13 protein-coding genes are annotated in these 15,320 nt (G+C 69.0%); 5 read left to right on the top strand and 8 right to left on the bottom strand.

Going from position 1 to position 15,320, the window contains the following annotated elements; all coding sequences use genetic code 11:
* Positions 1 to 66: 66 nt before the first annotated feature.
* Complete coding sequence (locus tag ABD05_RS29230) at positions 67 to 1,410, top strand: acyl-CoA dehydrogenase family protein (RefSeq protein ID WP_047903414.1); 1,344 nt, start codon at positions 67 to 69, stop codon at positions 1,408 to 1,410.
* Positions 1,411 to 1,477: 67 nt separating this feature from the next.
* Here the strand turns inward: ABD05_RS29230 and ABD05_RS29225 are convergent, their stop codons facing one another.
* The gene (locus tag ABD05_RS29225) at positions 1,478 to 2,452 is read right to left on the bottom strand and encodes a LysR family transcriptional regulator (protein WP_175804785.1); all 975 of its coding nucleotides are present in this window, start codon (positions 2,450 to 2,452) and stop codon (positions 1,478 to 1,480) included.
* Between the two features lie 17 nt (positions 2,453 to 2,469).
* On the opposite strand from ABD05_RS29225, the gene ABD05_RS29220 reads away from it, so the two are divergent.
* Positions 2,470 to 3,036 (top strand): cysteine dioxygenase family protein, encoded by a 567-nt coding sequence (locus ABD05_RS29220; RefSeq protein WP_047903412.1) that lies wholly within the window; start codon positions 2,470 to 2,472, stop codon positions 3,034 to 3,036.
* Positions 3,037 to 3,140: 104 nt separating this feature from the next.
* Entirely contained in the window at positions 3,141 to 4,766 is a 1,626-nt protein-coding gene (locus ABD05_RS29215; RefSeq protein ID WP_047903411.1) for a rhodanese-related sulfurtransferase, read from the top strand.
* A gap of 96 nt (positions 4,767 to 4,862) precedes the next feature.
* Here the strand turns inward: ABD05_RS29215 and ABD05_RS29210 are convergent, their stop codons facing one another.
* Complete coding sequence (locus ABD05_RS29210) at positions 4,863 to 6,008, bottom strand: glycerophosphodiester phosphodiesterase (RefSeq protein WP_047903410.1); 1,146 nt, start codon at positions 6,006 to 6,008, stop codon at positions 4,863 to 4,865.
* 381 nt (positions 6,009 to 6,389) lie between these two features.
* Between ABD05_RS29210 and ABD05_RS29205 the strand changes: the two genes are divergently transcribed.
* Both ABD05_RS29205 and ABD05_RS29200 read left to right on the top strand, forming a co-directional pair.
* Positions 6,390 to 7,454 (top strand): phytoene/squalene synthase family protein, encoded by a 1,065-nt coding sequence (locus ABD05_RS29205; protein WP_047903409.1) that lies wholly within the window; start codon positions 6,390 to 6,392, stop codon positions 7,452 to 7,454.
* A 476-nt stretch (positions 7,455 to 7,930) separates the two neighbouring features.
* Positions 7,931 to 9,127, top strand: coding sequence for a porin (locus tag ABD05_RS29200; protein WP_047903408.1), 1,197 nt, complete (start codon positions 7,931 to 7,933; stop codon positions 9,125 to 9,127).
* A gap of 226 nt (positions 9,128 to 9,353) precedes the next feature.
* Here ABD05_RS29200 and ABD05_RS29195 read toward each other — a convergent pair whose 3' ends face one another.
* The 6 genes from ABD05_RS29195 to ABD05_RS29165 all read right to left on the bottom strand — a co-directional run bounded on the left by ABD05_RS29195 (position 9,354) and on the right by ABD05_RS29165 (position 15,315).
* A complete protein-coding gene (locus ABD05_RS29195; RefSeq protein WP_047903407.1) occupies positions 9,354 to 10,844 on the bottom strand; it encodes an efflux transporter outer membrane subunit in 1,491 nt (496 codons plus the stop codon).
* A 10-nt stretch (positions 10,845 to 10,854) separates the two neighbouring features.
* Positions 10,855 to 12,009, bottom strand: a complete 1,155-nt coding sequence (locus ABD05_RS29190) for an ABC transporter permease (RefSeq protein WP_047903406.1) — start codon at positions 12,007 to 12,009, stop codon at positions 10,855 to 10,857.
* The gene (locus tag ABD05_RS29185; protein ID WP_047903405.1) at positions 12,006 to 12,965 is read right to left on the bottom strand and encodes an ABC transporter ATP-binding protein; all 960 of its coding nucleotides are present in this window, start codon (positions 12,963 to 12,965) and stop codon (positions 12,006 to 12,008) included. The genes ABD05_RS29190 and ABD05_RS29185 overlap by 4 nt, the downstream gene beginning before the upstream one ends.
* Positions 12,962 to 13,924 (bottom strand): HlyD family secretion protein, encoded by a 963-nt coding sequence (locus tag ABD05_RS29180; RefSeq protein WP_047903404.1) that lies wholly within the window; start codon positions 13,922 to 13,924, stop codon positions 12,962 to 12,964. Before ABD05_RS29180 ends, ABD05_RS29185 begins: the two co-directional genes overlap by 4 nt.
* Positions 13,921 to 14,619 carry a TetR/AcrR family transcriptional regulator gene (locus ABD05_RS29175; protein WP_047903403.1) on the bottom strand — a complete coding sequence of 233 codons (699 nt, stop codon included), beginning with the start codon at positions 14,617 to 14,619 and terminating at the stop codon, positions 13,921 to 13,923. The genes ABD05_RS29180 and ABD05_RS29175 overlap by 4 nt, the downstream gene beginning before the upstream one ends.
* Positions 14,620 to 14,895: 276 nt before the next feature.
* A complete protein-coding gene (locus ABD05_RS29165) occupies positions 14,896 to 15,315 on the bottom strand; it encodes a cupin domain-containing protein (protein WP_047903401.1) in 420 nt (139 codons plus the stop codon).
* Between the last annotated feature and the right edge of the window lie 5 nt (positions 15,316 to 15,320).

The following is a 15,320-nucleotide window of genomic DNA, read 5'->3' as shown; positions in this document are numbered from 1 at the left end:
TTGCGGCGTTTGCAGCGGTGGCTGCCTTTGCGTCGCCTTTGCGTATTACCCAGGGAATCCGTCTCGATGTCCGCCAGCCTTGCCGCTTCCTCACCGTCGCCGCAGCAGCCTTCGCTGCGCCTTCTGCCTGCCGCCGCCGACAAGGCCGACGATGCAGAAGACGCGCGCATCGCCGCGCTGCTCGACCGCCTCGCCCCCGAACTCGCGGCCGATGCGGCGCGCAACGATGTCGACGGCCGTTTTCCGCACGAGAACTTCGCGCGGCTGCATCGCGCGGGGCTGATCGCGCAGGTCGTGCCGCACGAACATGGCGGAGCGGGCGCGACGCTCGCGCGGGCGAGCCGGATCGTGGCCGCCGTCGCGCACGCCGATCCGGCGACCGCGCTGGTGCTGACGATGACGTATCTGCAGCATCGCGCGCTCGCCCGTGCCGACAACCGCTGGCCGGGACAGGTGCGGCGCGCGGTGTTCGACAGTGCGGTCGTGCAAGGCGCGCTGATCAACGCGCTGCGCGTCGAGCCGGCGCTCGGTTCGCCGTCGCGCGGCGGCCTGCCGGAAACGGTTGCACGCCGCGACGGCGACGGCTGGCGGCTGTCCGGCCACAAGCTGTACAGCACCGGGATTCCGGCGCTGCGCTGGCTGGCCGTGTGGGCGCGCACCGATGAACCGGAGCCGCGCGTCGGCGTGTTTCTCGTGCCGCGCGACCGTGATGCCGACGGCGACCGCATCCGCGTGATCGAAAGCTGGAATCACCTCGGCCTGCGTGCATCGGGCAGTCACGAGGTCGTATTCGACGATGTGCGGTTGCCGGCCGACCACGCGGTCGACGTGCGTGCGCCGCACGCGTGGGCCGTGTCGGCCGCGACCCATGCGGATGTCGACGCGCAGGCCGACCAGCAGGCGTGGATGGTCGTGCTGCTCGGCAGTCTGTACGACGCGGTGGCGCGTGCGTCGCGCGACTGGCTGGTCGGATTCGCGACGACGCGTGCGCCGAGCGGGCTCGGTGCGCCGCTGGCGACGCTGCCGCGCGTGCAGGAGGCGGTCGGCGAAATCGAAGGATGGCTGCATGCGAACCGCGTGCTGCTCGACGATCACATCGCACGCACCGACGCCGGCAACGCGCCGTCGCTGACGACGAGCGGCCTCGTCAAGCGGACCGTGACCGAGCACGCGATCCGCGTGGTCGAGCAGGCACTGAAACTGTCGGGCAACCACGGGTTGAGCCGTAGCAATCCGCTCGAACGCCACTATCGCGACGTGCTGTGCAGCCGCGTGCATACGCCGCAGGACGACGCGATCGCGGTGGCGGCGGGGCGTGCGGTGCTCGAAGCGGCGAGTCGGGGCGAAACGACAGCGGACGCGGGCGAGGCGTCACGCAACGAGGTCGAACGCGGTCGAAACGATGCGTGAGCGGTGCAGCGCTGCCGTGGAAGCAAACAGAAACAGGGTGGCGCGATGTGGGCGCCGCCCCGTCCCGTCACGCGGCCTTGCCGTGCGTCTGCTCGGGCAATGCAAATGCCGCGCGCGCATGGGCGGCGACGGTCGCGAGCGGCGCGTCGAAGCGCGCCGCATCGTGCCGGCGCAGCAGCCACAGATCGATCTGCGGCTTGAAATCGGCGAGCGGCACGATCTCGAGCGCGTCGCGCAGCGGGCTGCCTTCGACGAGCGGCAGCGGCATCAGCCCGATGCCGAAGCCGTTCGCAACGCTCTGCAGTTGCAGGTCGCGGCCATAGGCGTCGAGCGTGACCGGCATCGGCAGGCCCTGCGCGTCGAGCGCGCGCCGCAGGCCCGCGCGAAAGCCGCAACCGTCGGGATTGAGCACCCAGCCGCGCGCGTGGCAATCGGCGAGCCGGTAGCTGCGGCGCGGCCAGTCGCCCTTGCGGCCGACCGCGACGAGCCGCGTGGCCAGCAGCCGTTCGCCCTCGACCTGCGCAGGCAGCACCATCTCGCGCGCGAGGAACACGAGCGCCGCATCGAGTTCGCGGCGTGCGACGCGCTCGACGAGCAAACCGCCCCACGCGGTAGTCACCTGCGTCGCGAGCGCAGGCCACTGCGCGGCGAGTTCGGCGATGAGCGCGGGCAGCATCAGTTCCCCGAGCCCCTGCGTGAGCCCGATCCGGAATTCGCCGGCGGGCGGCTGCTGGCCGGCCGTCAGTTCGCGCAGCGCATCGACTTCGCGCAGGATTGCGCGACACTGTTCGAATACCTGCCGGCCGATATCGGTCGGGCGCGGCGGCTTCGTGTTGCGATCGAGCAGGATCACGCCGAGCGCTTCCTCGAGATTCTGGACGCGCCGCGTGATCGCGGGCTGCGTCATCCCGAGCTCGGTCGCGGCCTGGCTCAGGGTCTGGCAGCGGACGACCGCTGCAAAAGCGTCGATATCGCTAATTTTCATGTTTGTTCTGCATGGTCTTTCGGGTGCATCATGACGATCCATCATATTCGGCATCATATTCGAGGAGGCAGCCGATGAGTACGCTTTCGTTGCATCAGACGCCGCTGCGTCCGTTCGTCGACGGCCTGGGCGCGCTGCTCGCGTCCGGCGCGAACGAGGCGCGCATCCTCGACGAGGGCGGCGCGCTGCTCGCCGCGCTCGTCGAACACGACGACTGGTTGCCCGACGCGTTCGCGCAGCCCGATCCCGCGCGCTATCGCCAGTACCTGCTGCATCTCGACCCGGACGAGCGGTTCTCGGTCGTCAGCTTCGTGTGGGGGCCCGGCCAGACGACGCCGATCCACAACCACACGGTGTGGGGGCTGATCGGGATGCTGCGCGGCGGCGAGTTTTCGCAGCCTTATCGATTCGACGAAGCGGGCAAGCCCGTGCCGGCGGGTGAAGCGGTGCTGGTGCGGCCGGGCGAGGTCGAGGCCGTATCGCCGCGTATCGGCGACGTTCATCGCGTGACCAACGCATTCGACGATCAGGTATCGATCAGCATCCATGTGTACGGCGCGAACATCGGCAAGGTCGAGCGCGCGGTGTACCTGGACGACGGCACCGTGAAGCCTTTCGTGTCGGGCTATTCGAACGCCTGACGCAAGGCCTGCCGGCGCAGCCCGTTGCGGGTGTGCGCCGGCAGGTCGAAGACTCATCCGTTTCGCTTTCTTCACCGACTTCAACTGAATCCGACAGAGACACCGTGACGCAATCCGCCGATTCCACCTCCCGCTTTCCCGCCGCGTCGTACCAGGACGTGCGCGCGCGTCTGCTTGCCCGCGACGAGATCGCGCTGATCGACGTACGCGAGGAAGATCCGTACGCGCAGGGCCACCCGCTGTGGGCCGCCAACTTTCCGCTGTCCAAACTCGAACTCGACGCGTGGACGCGGATTCCGCGCCGCGGCACGCCGATCGTCGTGTTCGGCGAAGCGGGCGGCGAGGATCTCGCGCCGCGCGCGGCCGCGAAGCTCGCGCAGCTCGGCTATACCGACGTGCGGCTGCTCGACGGCGGCCTCGCGGGCTGGCTCGCCGCGGGCGGCGAACTGTTCATCGACGTGAACGTGCCGAGCAAGTCGTTCGGCGAATGGGTCGAGGCCGAGCGGCATACGCCGTCGCTGTCCGCGCAGGAAGTGCAGGCGCTGATCGACGCGAAGGCCGATGTCGTGATCGTCGACGCGCGCCGTTTCGACGAATACCAGACGATGAACATCCCGACCTCGACCAGCGTGCCGGGCGCGGAACTCGTGCTGCGCGTGCGCGCGCTCGCGCCGAACCCGGCGACGCAGGTGGTCGTCAACTGCGCGGGCCGCACGCGCAGCATCATCGGCACGCAGTCGCTCGTCAACGCGGGGCTGCCGAACCCGGTCGCGGCACTGCGCAACGGCACGATCGGCTGGACGCTCGCCGGCCAGACGCTCGAGCACGGCGCGGCGCGCCGCTTTCCGGACGAGATCGACGCGACGCAGCGCGCCGACGCGCGCCAGGCGGCGCGCGCGGTGGCCGAACGTGCCGGCGTGCCGCGCATCGCGCTCGCGGACGTCGCCGCGCTCGACGAGCCGGGCCGCACGCTGTACCGCTTCGACGTACGCACGCCGGAGGAATATGAAGCCGGCCATCTGCCGGGCTTCCTGAACACGCCGGGCGGCCAGCTCGTGCAGGAGACCGACCATCACGCGGCCGTGCGCGGCGCGCGGATCGTGCTCGCCGACGACGACGGCGTGCGCGCGGACATGACCGCGTCGTGGCTCGCACAGATGGGCTGGGACGTGCGCGTGGTCGAACCGGCCGGCGCGACGGCGTTCGGCGAGCGCGGCCAGCCGCCGCGCGACGTGCCGGCGACGCCGCCCGCGACCGACGTGTCGCCCGCGACGCTCGCGGGCTGGCTGAAGGAAGCCGCGCCCGGCGAACTCGCGATCGTCGACGTGACGGCCAGCGCGAATTACGTGAAGCGCCATATCCCGGGCGCGTGGTTCGTCGTGCGCGCGCAGTTGCGCGACGCGCTCGCGGCGATCCCGCCCGCGAAGCGCTACGTGTTCACGTGCGGATCGAGCCTGCTCGCGCGGTTCGCGGCCGACGACGCGCGCGCGCTGCTGCCGCCATCGGCCGACATCTCGGTGCTGACCGGCGGCACGGCCGCATGGATCGATGCCGGGCTGCCGCTCGAAAGCGGCGAGACGCGGCTCGCGTCACCGCGCGTCGACCGCTACCGGCGCCCGTACGAAGGCACCGACAACGCCGCTGCCGCGATGCAGGCGTATCTCGACTGGGAATACGGGCTGGTCGACCAGCTGAAGCGCGACGGCACGCACCACTTCAGCGTGATCTGACCGATACGGCGGCAACCGGGTGCGGCGGCACGCATTGCGCCGCGCCCGGCTGCCGCACGTTCAGCACGTTCAGCACGTTCAGCACGTTCAGCGCATTCAGCGCTTGAACGTATCGACAGCCGTGCGGCCGACCGCCGGATCGTCGGTGAAGAAGCCGTCGATGCCGGCGCGCAGGTAGGCCTGGATCTCGCGCACCGAGCCGGCCGTGTTGCGCGTGGCCGCCGTGCCGCCGTCCTTCAGCGACGCCGGCAGGAAGTTGTTTTCCGGGCGGAACGTGTACGGATGCACGACGAGGCCGGCCTCGTGCGCATAGCGCACGTACGGCGTCGGCTGCTGCAGCGTGCCGTCCGCGGCGACCGCGATGATCGACGTCTTGTACGGGCCGACGCCGTTTGCATAGGTCGCGATCTCGCGCATGCCGTCGCGCGTCGACAGGTCGCCGTAGGTGCGCTTGTCGTTCGCCTTCACGAAGTCGTACGGACGCTGGCCGGCTTCGTCCATCAACTGCACGAGCTTCCAGTTCGGCTGGCTCGACTTGATCCGGTTGCGGATCGTCTTCAGGTTCGCGACCTCGAACGACTGGATGTAGACGGTCGCGGTGCGCGACGTGTACGTATCGTTCAGCAGCGCGTCGACGAGGCGGTCCTCGAGCGGCAGGTTGATCGACTGGAAGTAGGTCGGATGCTTGGTTTCCGGATACAGGTGGATCGTGCGGCCGGTCTGCGCGGACATCTGCTTCGCGAGCGCGACGATCTCGTCGAAGGTCGGAATCTCGAACTGGTCGTTGTACGCGGTGTTCGCGGGGCGGACCTGCGGAATGCGCTCGCGCGCGCGCAGCGTCTTCAGCTCGGCGAGCGTGAAATCCTCGGTGAACCAGCCCGTGAGCTGCGTGCCGTCGATGGTCTTGGTCGCCTTGCGGCTTGCGAACTGCGGTAGCGCCGACACGTTCGTCGTGCCCGAGATCTCGTTCTCGTGGCGCGCGACGAGCACGCCGTCGCGCGTCGACACGAGGTCGGGCTCGATGACGTCCGCGCCGTCCTCGATCGCCTTGCGGTACGACGCGAGCGTGTGCTCGGGGCGCAGCGCGCTCGCGCCGCGATGGCCGACCACCTGGACCTTCGCGGAAATCGGCTGCGTGGGATCGGACGTCAGGTCGTCGCCGTCGTTGCACGCGGCGAGCAGGAAGGCGGCGGCACAGGCGAACGGGACGTAGCGCAGGGCGCTCGGGCGCATAAAGGACATGTCGATGAACCTTCGGAACGGGAGTCGGAACAGTCGGAAAAGGGCGCTCGCTCCGCCGGTGCGGCTGTCATGCCGTGCCATACGGAATCGAACGGGACGCGATCGTCGCACCGAATCATTACATATGTATTACTTTGTCCTTTCCGTTTTGTTCGAGGGTGCGATGAGGGCGGCGGGGAGGGGCGCGGCGGCCGTGTGCGTGCCGCATTCCGGTGGTCGCGGGCAGGCCGCGCGCCGGATGCACTAAACTTGCGGGAATTTTGCATCGCAGCGCCCGGGCCGACGCCCGCGCGGCGCGACGATGCGGCGACTCGCGGGCCGGCGCGGGCGCCCGGCGCCCGTGGGCGTCCGGGGCCCGCGCCGGCCGATTTTTCCCGACCCATGACGACCCGAACCGATTCCGCCTACCTGCTCGGCGACCTGCTGAAGAACGTTTCCCGCTCCTTCTACCTGACGCTGCGCGTGCTGCCCGACGGCATGCGCGACCCGGTCGGCCTCGCGTACCTGCTCGCGCGCGCGGCCGATACGATCGCCGATACCGCGCTCGTCGCACCCGATCGCCGGGCGGCGTTGCTGACCGATCTGCGCGACGAGGTCGAGCGGCTCGGCGACGGCGCGGCGCTGTCGCGTTCGCTCGACGACGTGACGCGGATGCAGACGGATTCGCACGAGCACGTGCTGCTCGGCTCGATGGAGCCGATGCTCGCGCTGCTGCGCGCGCAGCCGGACGCCGACCGCGCGTCGATCCGCAAGGTCGTCGCGACGCTGACGTCAGGCATGGAATTCGACCTGCGCACGTTCCCGGACGAACAGTCGGGGCAGGTCGCGTCGCTGCCGACGCGCGCGATGCTCGACCGCTACACGTATCTCGTCGCGGGCTGCGTGGGCGAGTTCTGGACCGACATGACGGGCGCACACACGGGTGCCGCGCGCGGCTTGGACTTGCCGGACATGCGCGAGAAGGGCATCCGTTTCGGCAAGGCGCTGCAGATGACCAACATCCTGCGCGACTGCGCGAAGGACCTGCGCATCGGCCGCTGCTACCTGCCCGACGACGTGCTGGGCGCGCACGGGCTCGGCGTCGCCGAATTGATGCAGCCCGATGCGTCGGTGCGCGCGCGCGGCGTGCTGGTCGACCTGCTGCGCATCGCGCTCGACCAGTATCGCGACGCGTGCCTGTATACGCTCGCGATCCCGCGCCGCTTCGTGCGGCTGCGGCTCGCGTGCCTGTGGCCGATCATGATCGGCCTCGAAACGCTCGAACTGCTCGCTGGCCACGATGCGTGGCTCGACCCGGCGAAGCCGGCCAAGGTGCCGAGAAAACGCATCTACCGGATCATGGCGTCGTCGCTCACGCTGGTCGGCTCGAACACGGCGATCCGTGCGCGGATGACCGCGCTCGCCGATGCGGTGAACGCGCGGCTCGCGTCGCCGGCGTCGCGTTGAATGTCGCCGGCGCGCCGCGCCGGCATCGTCCTTCGGCCCGCGTTCGCCGGGCCGCTTCCGTCCGATCTCCCGGTGCGGACTGAAACGTTTTCACGATTTCGTTTCCCGAAATGTGGGTGTCATGAACGTCAGCGATCCTGCGCGGCGGCGTGAATCGCGGCGTCAGCTGCGATCGCGCATTGGTAAGAGGATTGTTGCCGAAGGCGTCTGACGACATCGGTCGGTCGTGTTGCACCAGTAAAAATGTAAAGCTAGGGTTTTCACCGGGAAATGCCGGAAAGGCCCGTCGCGTAAGCGTTTTCAGGTGTTATGTAACCGCTTGGTGAACCCGCGCGTTGCGTCGATCATACGATGACCGACTGCACATGTTGGGAAACGATTGGTAATCCGTCAGAATTGCGCCGGCATGTACTCGCACATGTGTCAGTCATAAAACCACACCAGAAAAGAAATCATTCTTTGAGGACGGAGAATCAATGAAAAAGCGCGTCGCTTTCGCCATGACGGCAGCGGGCCTTGCAGCCGCTACCGCCGCCCACGCCCAGAGCAGCGTGACCCTGTACGGTATCGTCGATAACGCTATCGCTTGGCAGAACAACTCGTCGGCAGTCGGCGCGACCACGGGTGGTCACTCGAAGGTGCAGATGGCCACCGGCATTTGGGCAGGCAGCCGCTTCGGCCTGAAGGGCAGCGAAGATCTCGGCGGCGGCACGAAGGCGATTTTCCAGTTGGAAGCCGGCTTCAACGCGAACAACGGCTCGTCGCAGTGGGCGAACGGCATCTTCACGCGTCAGGCGTGGGTCGGTATGACCAACGCATCGTACGGTACGGTGACGGCCGGCCGCCAGTACACCGCGTACTACACGCTGCTGTCGCCGTATAGCCCGACGACCTGGCTGACCGGTTACTACGGCGCGCACCCGGGCGATATCGACTCGCTGGATACCAGCTACCGCGCGAACAACTCGCTCGTCTACATGTCGCCGAAGTTCTACGGCTTCACGGTCGGCGGTTCGTACTCGCTCGGCGGCGTGGCAGGCAGCTTCAACCGTGGCTCGACGTGGAGCGCGGCGATCCAGTACCTGAACGGCCCGGCAGGCATCGCGGTCGGCTTCCAGAAGGTCAACAACTCGACGCTCGGCGGCGGCGTGTGGGGTGACAACTCGACGGTCACGAGCGGCGGCCAGCCGGCCGTGTCGTCGATCAACAGCGGCTACCAAACGGCGCAAACGCAGCAGCGCCTCGGTGTGACGGCCGGCTACCAGTTCACGCCGGCATGGGACGTGTCCGTGTCGTACACGAACGTCCAGTACGTGCCGGGAGTCGGTTCGGCGTTCCGCAACACGGCGATCTTCAACACGGCAGGCGCCGTGCTGCACTGGAAGGCAGCGCCGCAGTGGGACTTCGCGGCAGGCTACTCGTACACGGCGGCAACGCAGTCGAACGGCGTCTCGAGCGCAGCCAAGTACCACCAGGTCACGCTGTCGCAGTACTACAGCCTGTCGAAGCGCACGGGCCTGTATGCAGTTGAGGCTTACCAGCACGCGAGCGGCAACACGCTGAACAAGGCTGGCGGCATCCAGGCAGCAACGACGTCGATCGGCGACGGCGTGGGCGCGGGTTCGAAGCAGAACCAGATCGCTGCCGGCGTCGGCCTGATCCACCGCTTCTGATGTCGCGCGGCGCGCGAGCGCCGCTCACGGCATGCGGTATGAAAAACCGGCCTTCGGGTCGGTTTTTCTATTTGCGGCACGCGTTGCGCGTATTGCGGGTTCAGTCATAAGCGGGCATCGAATGGAAGCGGGCGGCGACGGAAGCCGAGCCCGACAAGTGCGCCGCTCATGCGGTGCATGGCGTGCAGGCCGGCGGTGTTGGCCGGTGCCAACACCATCCTGACGGTCACTTTGCCGCATCATCCATCCAGCTACCCGCCAGCGCCTGAAACAGCGCCGCCGTGTCGGCGAGCCGGTCGGCCTGCGCGCGGGTACGGTCGAGCGCCGTCTGCAGCGCCTGCCGCTGCGCGTCGAGCAGGTCGAACGTGCTGATCCCGCCCGCCGCGTAACGGTCGCCGGCAATCGCGTTGCTTGCCGCCGCTTCCCGAGCGGCCGTGTCTCTCGCCTGCAATTCGGCCGCGTCGTGTTCGACCGCGCGCATCGCGTCGGCCACCTGCTGAAGCGCCTGCAGCACGGTTTCCCGATAGCTCGCGAACGCGGCGTCGTACGCCGCTTCGGCCGCACGTTTCTTCGCGCGCAGCTCGCCGCCGTGAAAGAGCGGTTGCGTCAGACCCAGGCCGACGTTCCACACATTCAACCCGCTCACGATATCCGCGATGCGCGTGCGCTCCGAGCCGATTCCCGCCGAAATCGAAAAACGCGGATACAGGTTCGCGGTGGCCACGCCGACGTTCGCGCTCGCCTGGTGCAGCACGGCTTCCGCCGCGCGGATGTCGGGCCGTTCGCGCGCGAGCGTCGACGGCAGCGTGACGGGCAGCGTGCGCGGCAGCACGAGTGCATCGAGCGTGAGGTCGGGCAGCATCGCGCTGGACGGCGGCGCGCCGAGCAGGATCGCGAGCCGGTGGCCGGCCTGCGCGAGGCGGGCCGCGAGCGGCGGCAGCGATGCTTGCGTTTGCGCGAGCAGTGCGCGTTGCGCGTGCACGTCGGCCTGCGACACGCCGCCCGCCGCGAAGCGCGCTTCGACGATGCGCAACTGCCGCGCCTGCGCGTCGACCAGTTGCTGCGTGAGCGCGACCTGTTGCGCGAGCGATGCGCGCAGGATCGCAGTGGCGACGACGTTGCCCGCGAGCGTCAGCCGCGCGGCATCGAGCGTGTACGCCTGGTAGTCGACCTGCGCGCGCAGCGCTTCGAGCGCGCGCCGGTTGCCGCCGAACACGTCGAGCACGTACGACACGCTGACCGACGCGTCGTACAGCGTGAACGGGCCCGGATTCGGCACGTTGGCCGGCAGCCCGAACGCCGTCGTGTCGACCTTCTGGCGCGTGGCGGACAGGTTCGCGTCGACGCGCGGCAGCATCGTCGCGCCGGCTTCGGCCGCATGGTTCTGCCGCGCTTCGTCGAGCCGCGCGCGGGCCTCGGCGAGCGTCGGGCTGTTTTGCCACGCGGTGTCGACGAGCCGGTTCAGCGGTTCCGAGCCGAACGCGGTCCACCAGTGTTGCGGCGTGTGCATGGCGGCTGCGAACGTCTGCGCGTCGCCGGTCGGGCCGCCGGCGGCTGCTGTCGTGACGGGCGGTTCATCCCGCGTGTATTGCTGCGTGGCCGGCGCGTCCGGCGTGCGGAAATCCGGCCCGACCGCACAACCGGCGACGAGCAGCGCAGTGGCGGCAAACGTAAAGCCGCGGGCAGCGATGGAGGCGCGATGCGAGGCCGGTTTCATCGCGCGGCGCCTAATCGAGCGTGCGCCGGTAGAAGCGCAGCGCGATGCCCATCACGACGACGGTGAACAGTGCGACCGGCCACACGGACGGCCACAGGTCGGCCCAGCCGTTGCCTTTCAGCAGGATGCCGCGCACGAGGCGGTTGAAGTAGGTGAGCGGCAGCAGGTTGCCGATGAACTGCGCCCACTTCGGCATCCCGGCGAACGGGAACATGAAACCCGACAGCAGGATGTTCGGCAGGAAATAGAACACCGCGAGCTGCATCGCCTGCAACTGGTTCTGCGCGAGCGATGAAAGCGTGATGCCGACCGTCAGGTTCGCGGCGATGAACAGCAGCGCGGACAGGTAGATCGCGAACACGCCGCCGACGAACGGAACCTCGAACACGAACCGCGCGGCCGCGAGAATGATCGACACCTGGATCAGCCCGATGAACACATAAGGGACGATCTTGCCCGTCATCACCTCGAGCGGGCGCACGGGCGTCGCGAGCAGGTTCTCCATCGTGCCGCGCTCGCGTTCGCGCGTGATCGCGAGGCCCGTCATCATCACCATCGTCATCGTCAGGATCACGCCCATCAGGCCCGGCACGACGTTGTACTGCGTGATGCCCTCCGGGTTGTACAGCCGGTGCAGCACGACGTCGAACGCGGCCGGGCGGCCGTTCAGGTGCGCGAGCGGTCCCGTCAGGTCCTTGTCCGCGACGGGCTGCACGAGGCCCGGCAGCGCGCCGATCGCCGAGGCGGTCGCGACGGGATCGGTGGCGTCCGCCTCGACGACCAGCGCCGGACGCTCGCCGCGCAGCAACCGCCGCGAGAAATCGGCCGGCACGCTCAGCACGAACTGCACGTCGCCGCGGGCGAGCGCATGCCGGCCGGCCGCTTCGTCGGGCAGCGTCTCGACGATGTCGAAATACGCGGAATTGCGCATCGCGGCGATGAAGCTGCGCGCGAACGGGCTCGAATCGGCGACGATCACCGCGGTCGGCAGGTGCTTCGGATCGGTGTTGATCGCGAAGCCGAACAGCGCGAGCTGGATGATCGGCACGCCGACGATCATCGCGAACGTCACGCGGTCGCGGCGCAGCTGCAGGAATTCCTTCAGCACGATGCTCCACCAGCGCGCGACCGAGAACCATTCGCGCAGGCCCGCCCACGCGTTCATGACGATGCTCCGCCGGGCGGCCCGGATGCGCGGCCCATCATGTAGATGAAGACGTCCTCGAGCCCGGTGTCGATCGGCGCGACTTGCAACGCCGCATTCCCGTCGGCCTGCGCCGCGACCTGCGCGAGCGTCGCGTCGAGCAGCGCGCGATCGCGGCCGCTCACGTGCAGCGCGGAACCGAACAGGACGGTTTGATCGACACCGGGCATCGTGCGCAACCGCGCGGACAGTTCGGTCAGGTGCTCGCCGGTGATCGTGCGCGTCGACAGGTGCTGCGACGCGACGATCTCCGCCGACGTGCCCTGCGCGAGCAGTTCGCCGTACGCGATGTACGCGAGCTTGTGGCAGCGCTCTGCTTCGTCCATGTAGTGCGTGCTGACGAGCACCGAAATCCCTTGCGCGGCCAGCCGGTGCAGTTCCTCCCAGAAGTCGCGGCGCGCGGCCGGATCGACGCCGGCGGTCGGCTCGTCGAGCAGCAGCAGCTCGGGCTCGTGCAGCATGCACGCGGCCAGCGCGAGGCGCTGTTTCCAGCCGCCCGACAGCGCGCCCGTGAGCTGGTCCGCACGGCTCGCGAGGCCGAGCCCGTCGAGCGCGCGTGCAACAGCAGCCTTGCGGTCGGGCATTCCGTACACGCGCGCGACGAAATCGAGGTTCTCGCGGATCGACAGGTCGTCCCAGTACGAGAAGCGCTGCGTCATGTAGCCGACGCGTCGCTTGATCTGCGCGCTGTCGCGCACGATGTCGTAGCCGAGGCAGGTGCCGCTGCCCGAGTCGGGCGTGAGCAGGCCGCACATCATCCGGATCGACGTCGTCTTGCCGCTGCCGTTCGGCCCGAGAAAGCCGAAGATCTCGCCGCGCGCGACGCGCAGCGACACGTCCTTCACGACGTGCTTGTCGCCGAAGCGCTTGTTCAGGCGATCGACGTCGATCGCGTACGGAGCGGCCGGCGCATTCATTGCACCCTCACGGAGACGGGCTGGCCCGGATGCAGCTTCGGCGCATCCGCGACGGCGGGGCGCGCCTCGATCATGAACACGAGCTTGGTGCGGCTCTCGTTGCTGTAGATCACGGGCGGCGTGTATTCGGCCTCGCTCGACACGTAGGTGATGCGCGCGGGCACGTCGGCCGCGCAGCCGTCGCAGCGGATCGCGACCGCGCGCCCCGGCGCGAGCGATGCGATCGCGGCTTCCGGCACGAAGAAGCGCACCTTCAGGTTCTGCGGCGGCAGCATTTGCACAACCGGATTGCCGGCCTGCACCCATTCGCCGACGCGGTACAGCGTGTCGTACACGTGCCCGGCGGCGGGCGCGGCGACGCGCTTCTGGTCGAGCTTCCATTGCGCTTCGGTGACCGCCGCCTGCGCCGCGTCGACCTGCGCGGCCTGCGCGGCGACCTGCTGCGCGCGGCCCGGCAGGCGCGCGACGTCGACCTGGTTCTGCAGCTCGCGCATCTGCGCGGCGGTGGTTTGCGCGGACGTGCGCGTATCGTCGAGCTGCTGTTTCGACAGGCCGCCGGCCGCGTACTGGCGTTCGTCGCGCGCGAGTTGCGCGGCGGCCCGTGCGGCCTGTGCGGTGGCCTGCGCGAGTTGCGCCTGCGTGACGGCGACTTCCGGCGGGCGCTTGCCGGTCTGCAGGTCGGCAAGCTGTGCACGCGCCGCGGCAAGTTGATGCTGTGCCTGCAGCAGCGCGGCCGTTTCGTTCACGGCTTCGAGCGAGAACGCCGGCGCGCCGGCGACGACGGCCTGGCCGCGTGCGACCGACAACTGCGTCAGCGTGCCCGATTGCGACGACGACAGGTACACGAATTCGCCTTCGACATAGCCCTGGTAGGTCGTGCCGTTGTCCGTCGACCGTCCGCAACCGGCGAGCAGCGCGACGGCGGCCAGCGCGAGCGGCAGTGCGCGGGCCGCGTTCATGACGGCCTCCGCGGCGAGCGGGCTCGCGCGCGGGGCGCGGCGGCCGGCGGCTGCAGGCCGGAACCGAGCAGCGCACGGACGTGCCGGTGCAGCACGTCGCGATCGATCGGCGGCAGGCCGCGCGCGCTTTGCCACAGCTTCGCGGTCGCGAGCGGCAGCATCACGAGCGCGATGATCGAATGAAACAGGAACGCGGGTTCGAGCGCCGGATTCAGCGTGCCGGCCTGCTGCGCGGCGCGGACGCGTTCGGCGAAACGCCCGACATGCTCGAGCGGAATCCGCCGCAGCATCCGCTCGCGCAGCAGCCCGCCTTCATGGACGATCTCGCGCAGCCAGATCGACGGCAGCCAAGGCATGCGATGCGTGACGTCGAAGAAGCGGTCGACGAGTTCGGCGACGAGCGCGAACGGATCGTTCTCGATCTGCGGCTCGGTCGGCCGCCACACGAACGCGATGACCTGTGCGAGCCGCTCCTCGACGATCGCATCGAGCAACTGCTCGCGGTTCGTGAAGTAGTAGTGGACCATCGCGGACGTGACGCCGGCGGCGGCGGCGATCTGCGCGACCGTCGTCGCGGCGATGCCGCGCTCGGCGAACAACTGCATCGCGACGTCGAGCATGTGGTCGCGCAGGTCGAAATCGTCCACCGACGGGCGGCGCCCGCGCGGCCTGGCGACGGTGGATTTCGCGTTCATGCAGACGACGCTAATTGATGAGTTAGTTAATTTCAAGGAAGGGTTTTCGCCCGCGTTGATCGCGATCAGGCGCGCGTCGAATGGCGGCGCGGACGAGCTGGGAGGCGGCACGGCGGCGGGCAGGGTGCCGGCGGCGAAGTGTAGGGAGCGGCTAATGGGGAAACGGCGGAGGGAAGCGTCGAAACAGCGCGATGGCGAAACGGCACGGTACCGGTGGGGAAGCCGGTCGCAAAGCGGAGGCGCGGACCTGACAGGGTTCGCGCCCCCGAAACGTCGTCACTGATCGATCGGCGACTTCAGCGGCTCGTGTTCGCCGGTCAGCCCGAACACGACGAGCTGCGCTGGCTCGGTCGCACTCGCGTTGCGCGACACCTGATGGCGCGAGCCGGGCGCCTCGTACCAGCCTTCGCCGGCGCGATAGCGATGCAACGGGCCGCCGTTGACCTGCGACAGCACTTCGCCTTTCGACACGACCGCGAACACCGAGCCGAGGTGCCGGTGCGCTTCGGAAGCCTGGCCGGGCGCATAGTCGACAGTCGCGACGACGGCGAGCTTGCCGGGCGCTTCGGGCACGGCCTGCTGCATGATCGCGTGCACGTTGTCGCCGGCGTCGTGCGCATGGACGGCGGTCGGCAGCGCGGCGCCGAGCGCGAGCCCCGCGTACAGGGCGGCGCGATGGAGCGTGGAGCGGATCATCGTCG

The organism is Burkholderia pyrrocinia (assembly GCF_001028665.1).
Lineage (GTDB): Bacteria > Pseudomonadota > Gammaproteobacteria > Burkholderiales > Burkholderiaceae > Burkholderia > Burkholderia pyrrocinia.
Note: the sequence above shows the minus strand (reverse complement) of the source record. Positions and strands in the feature narration are given on the sequence as shown.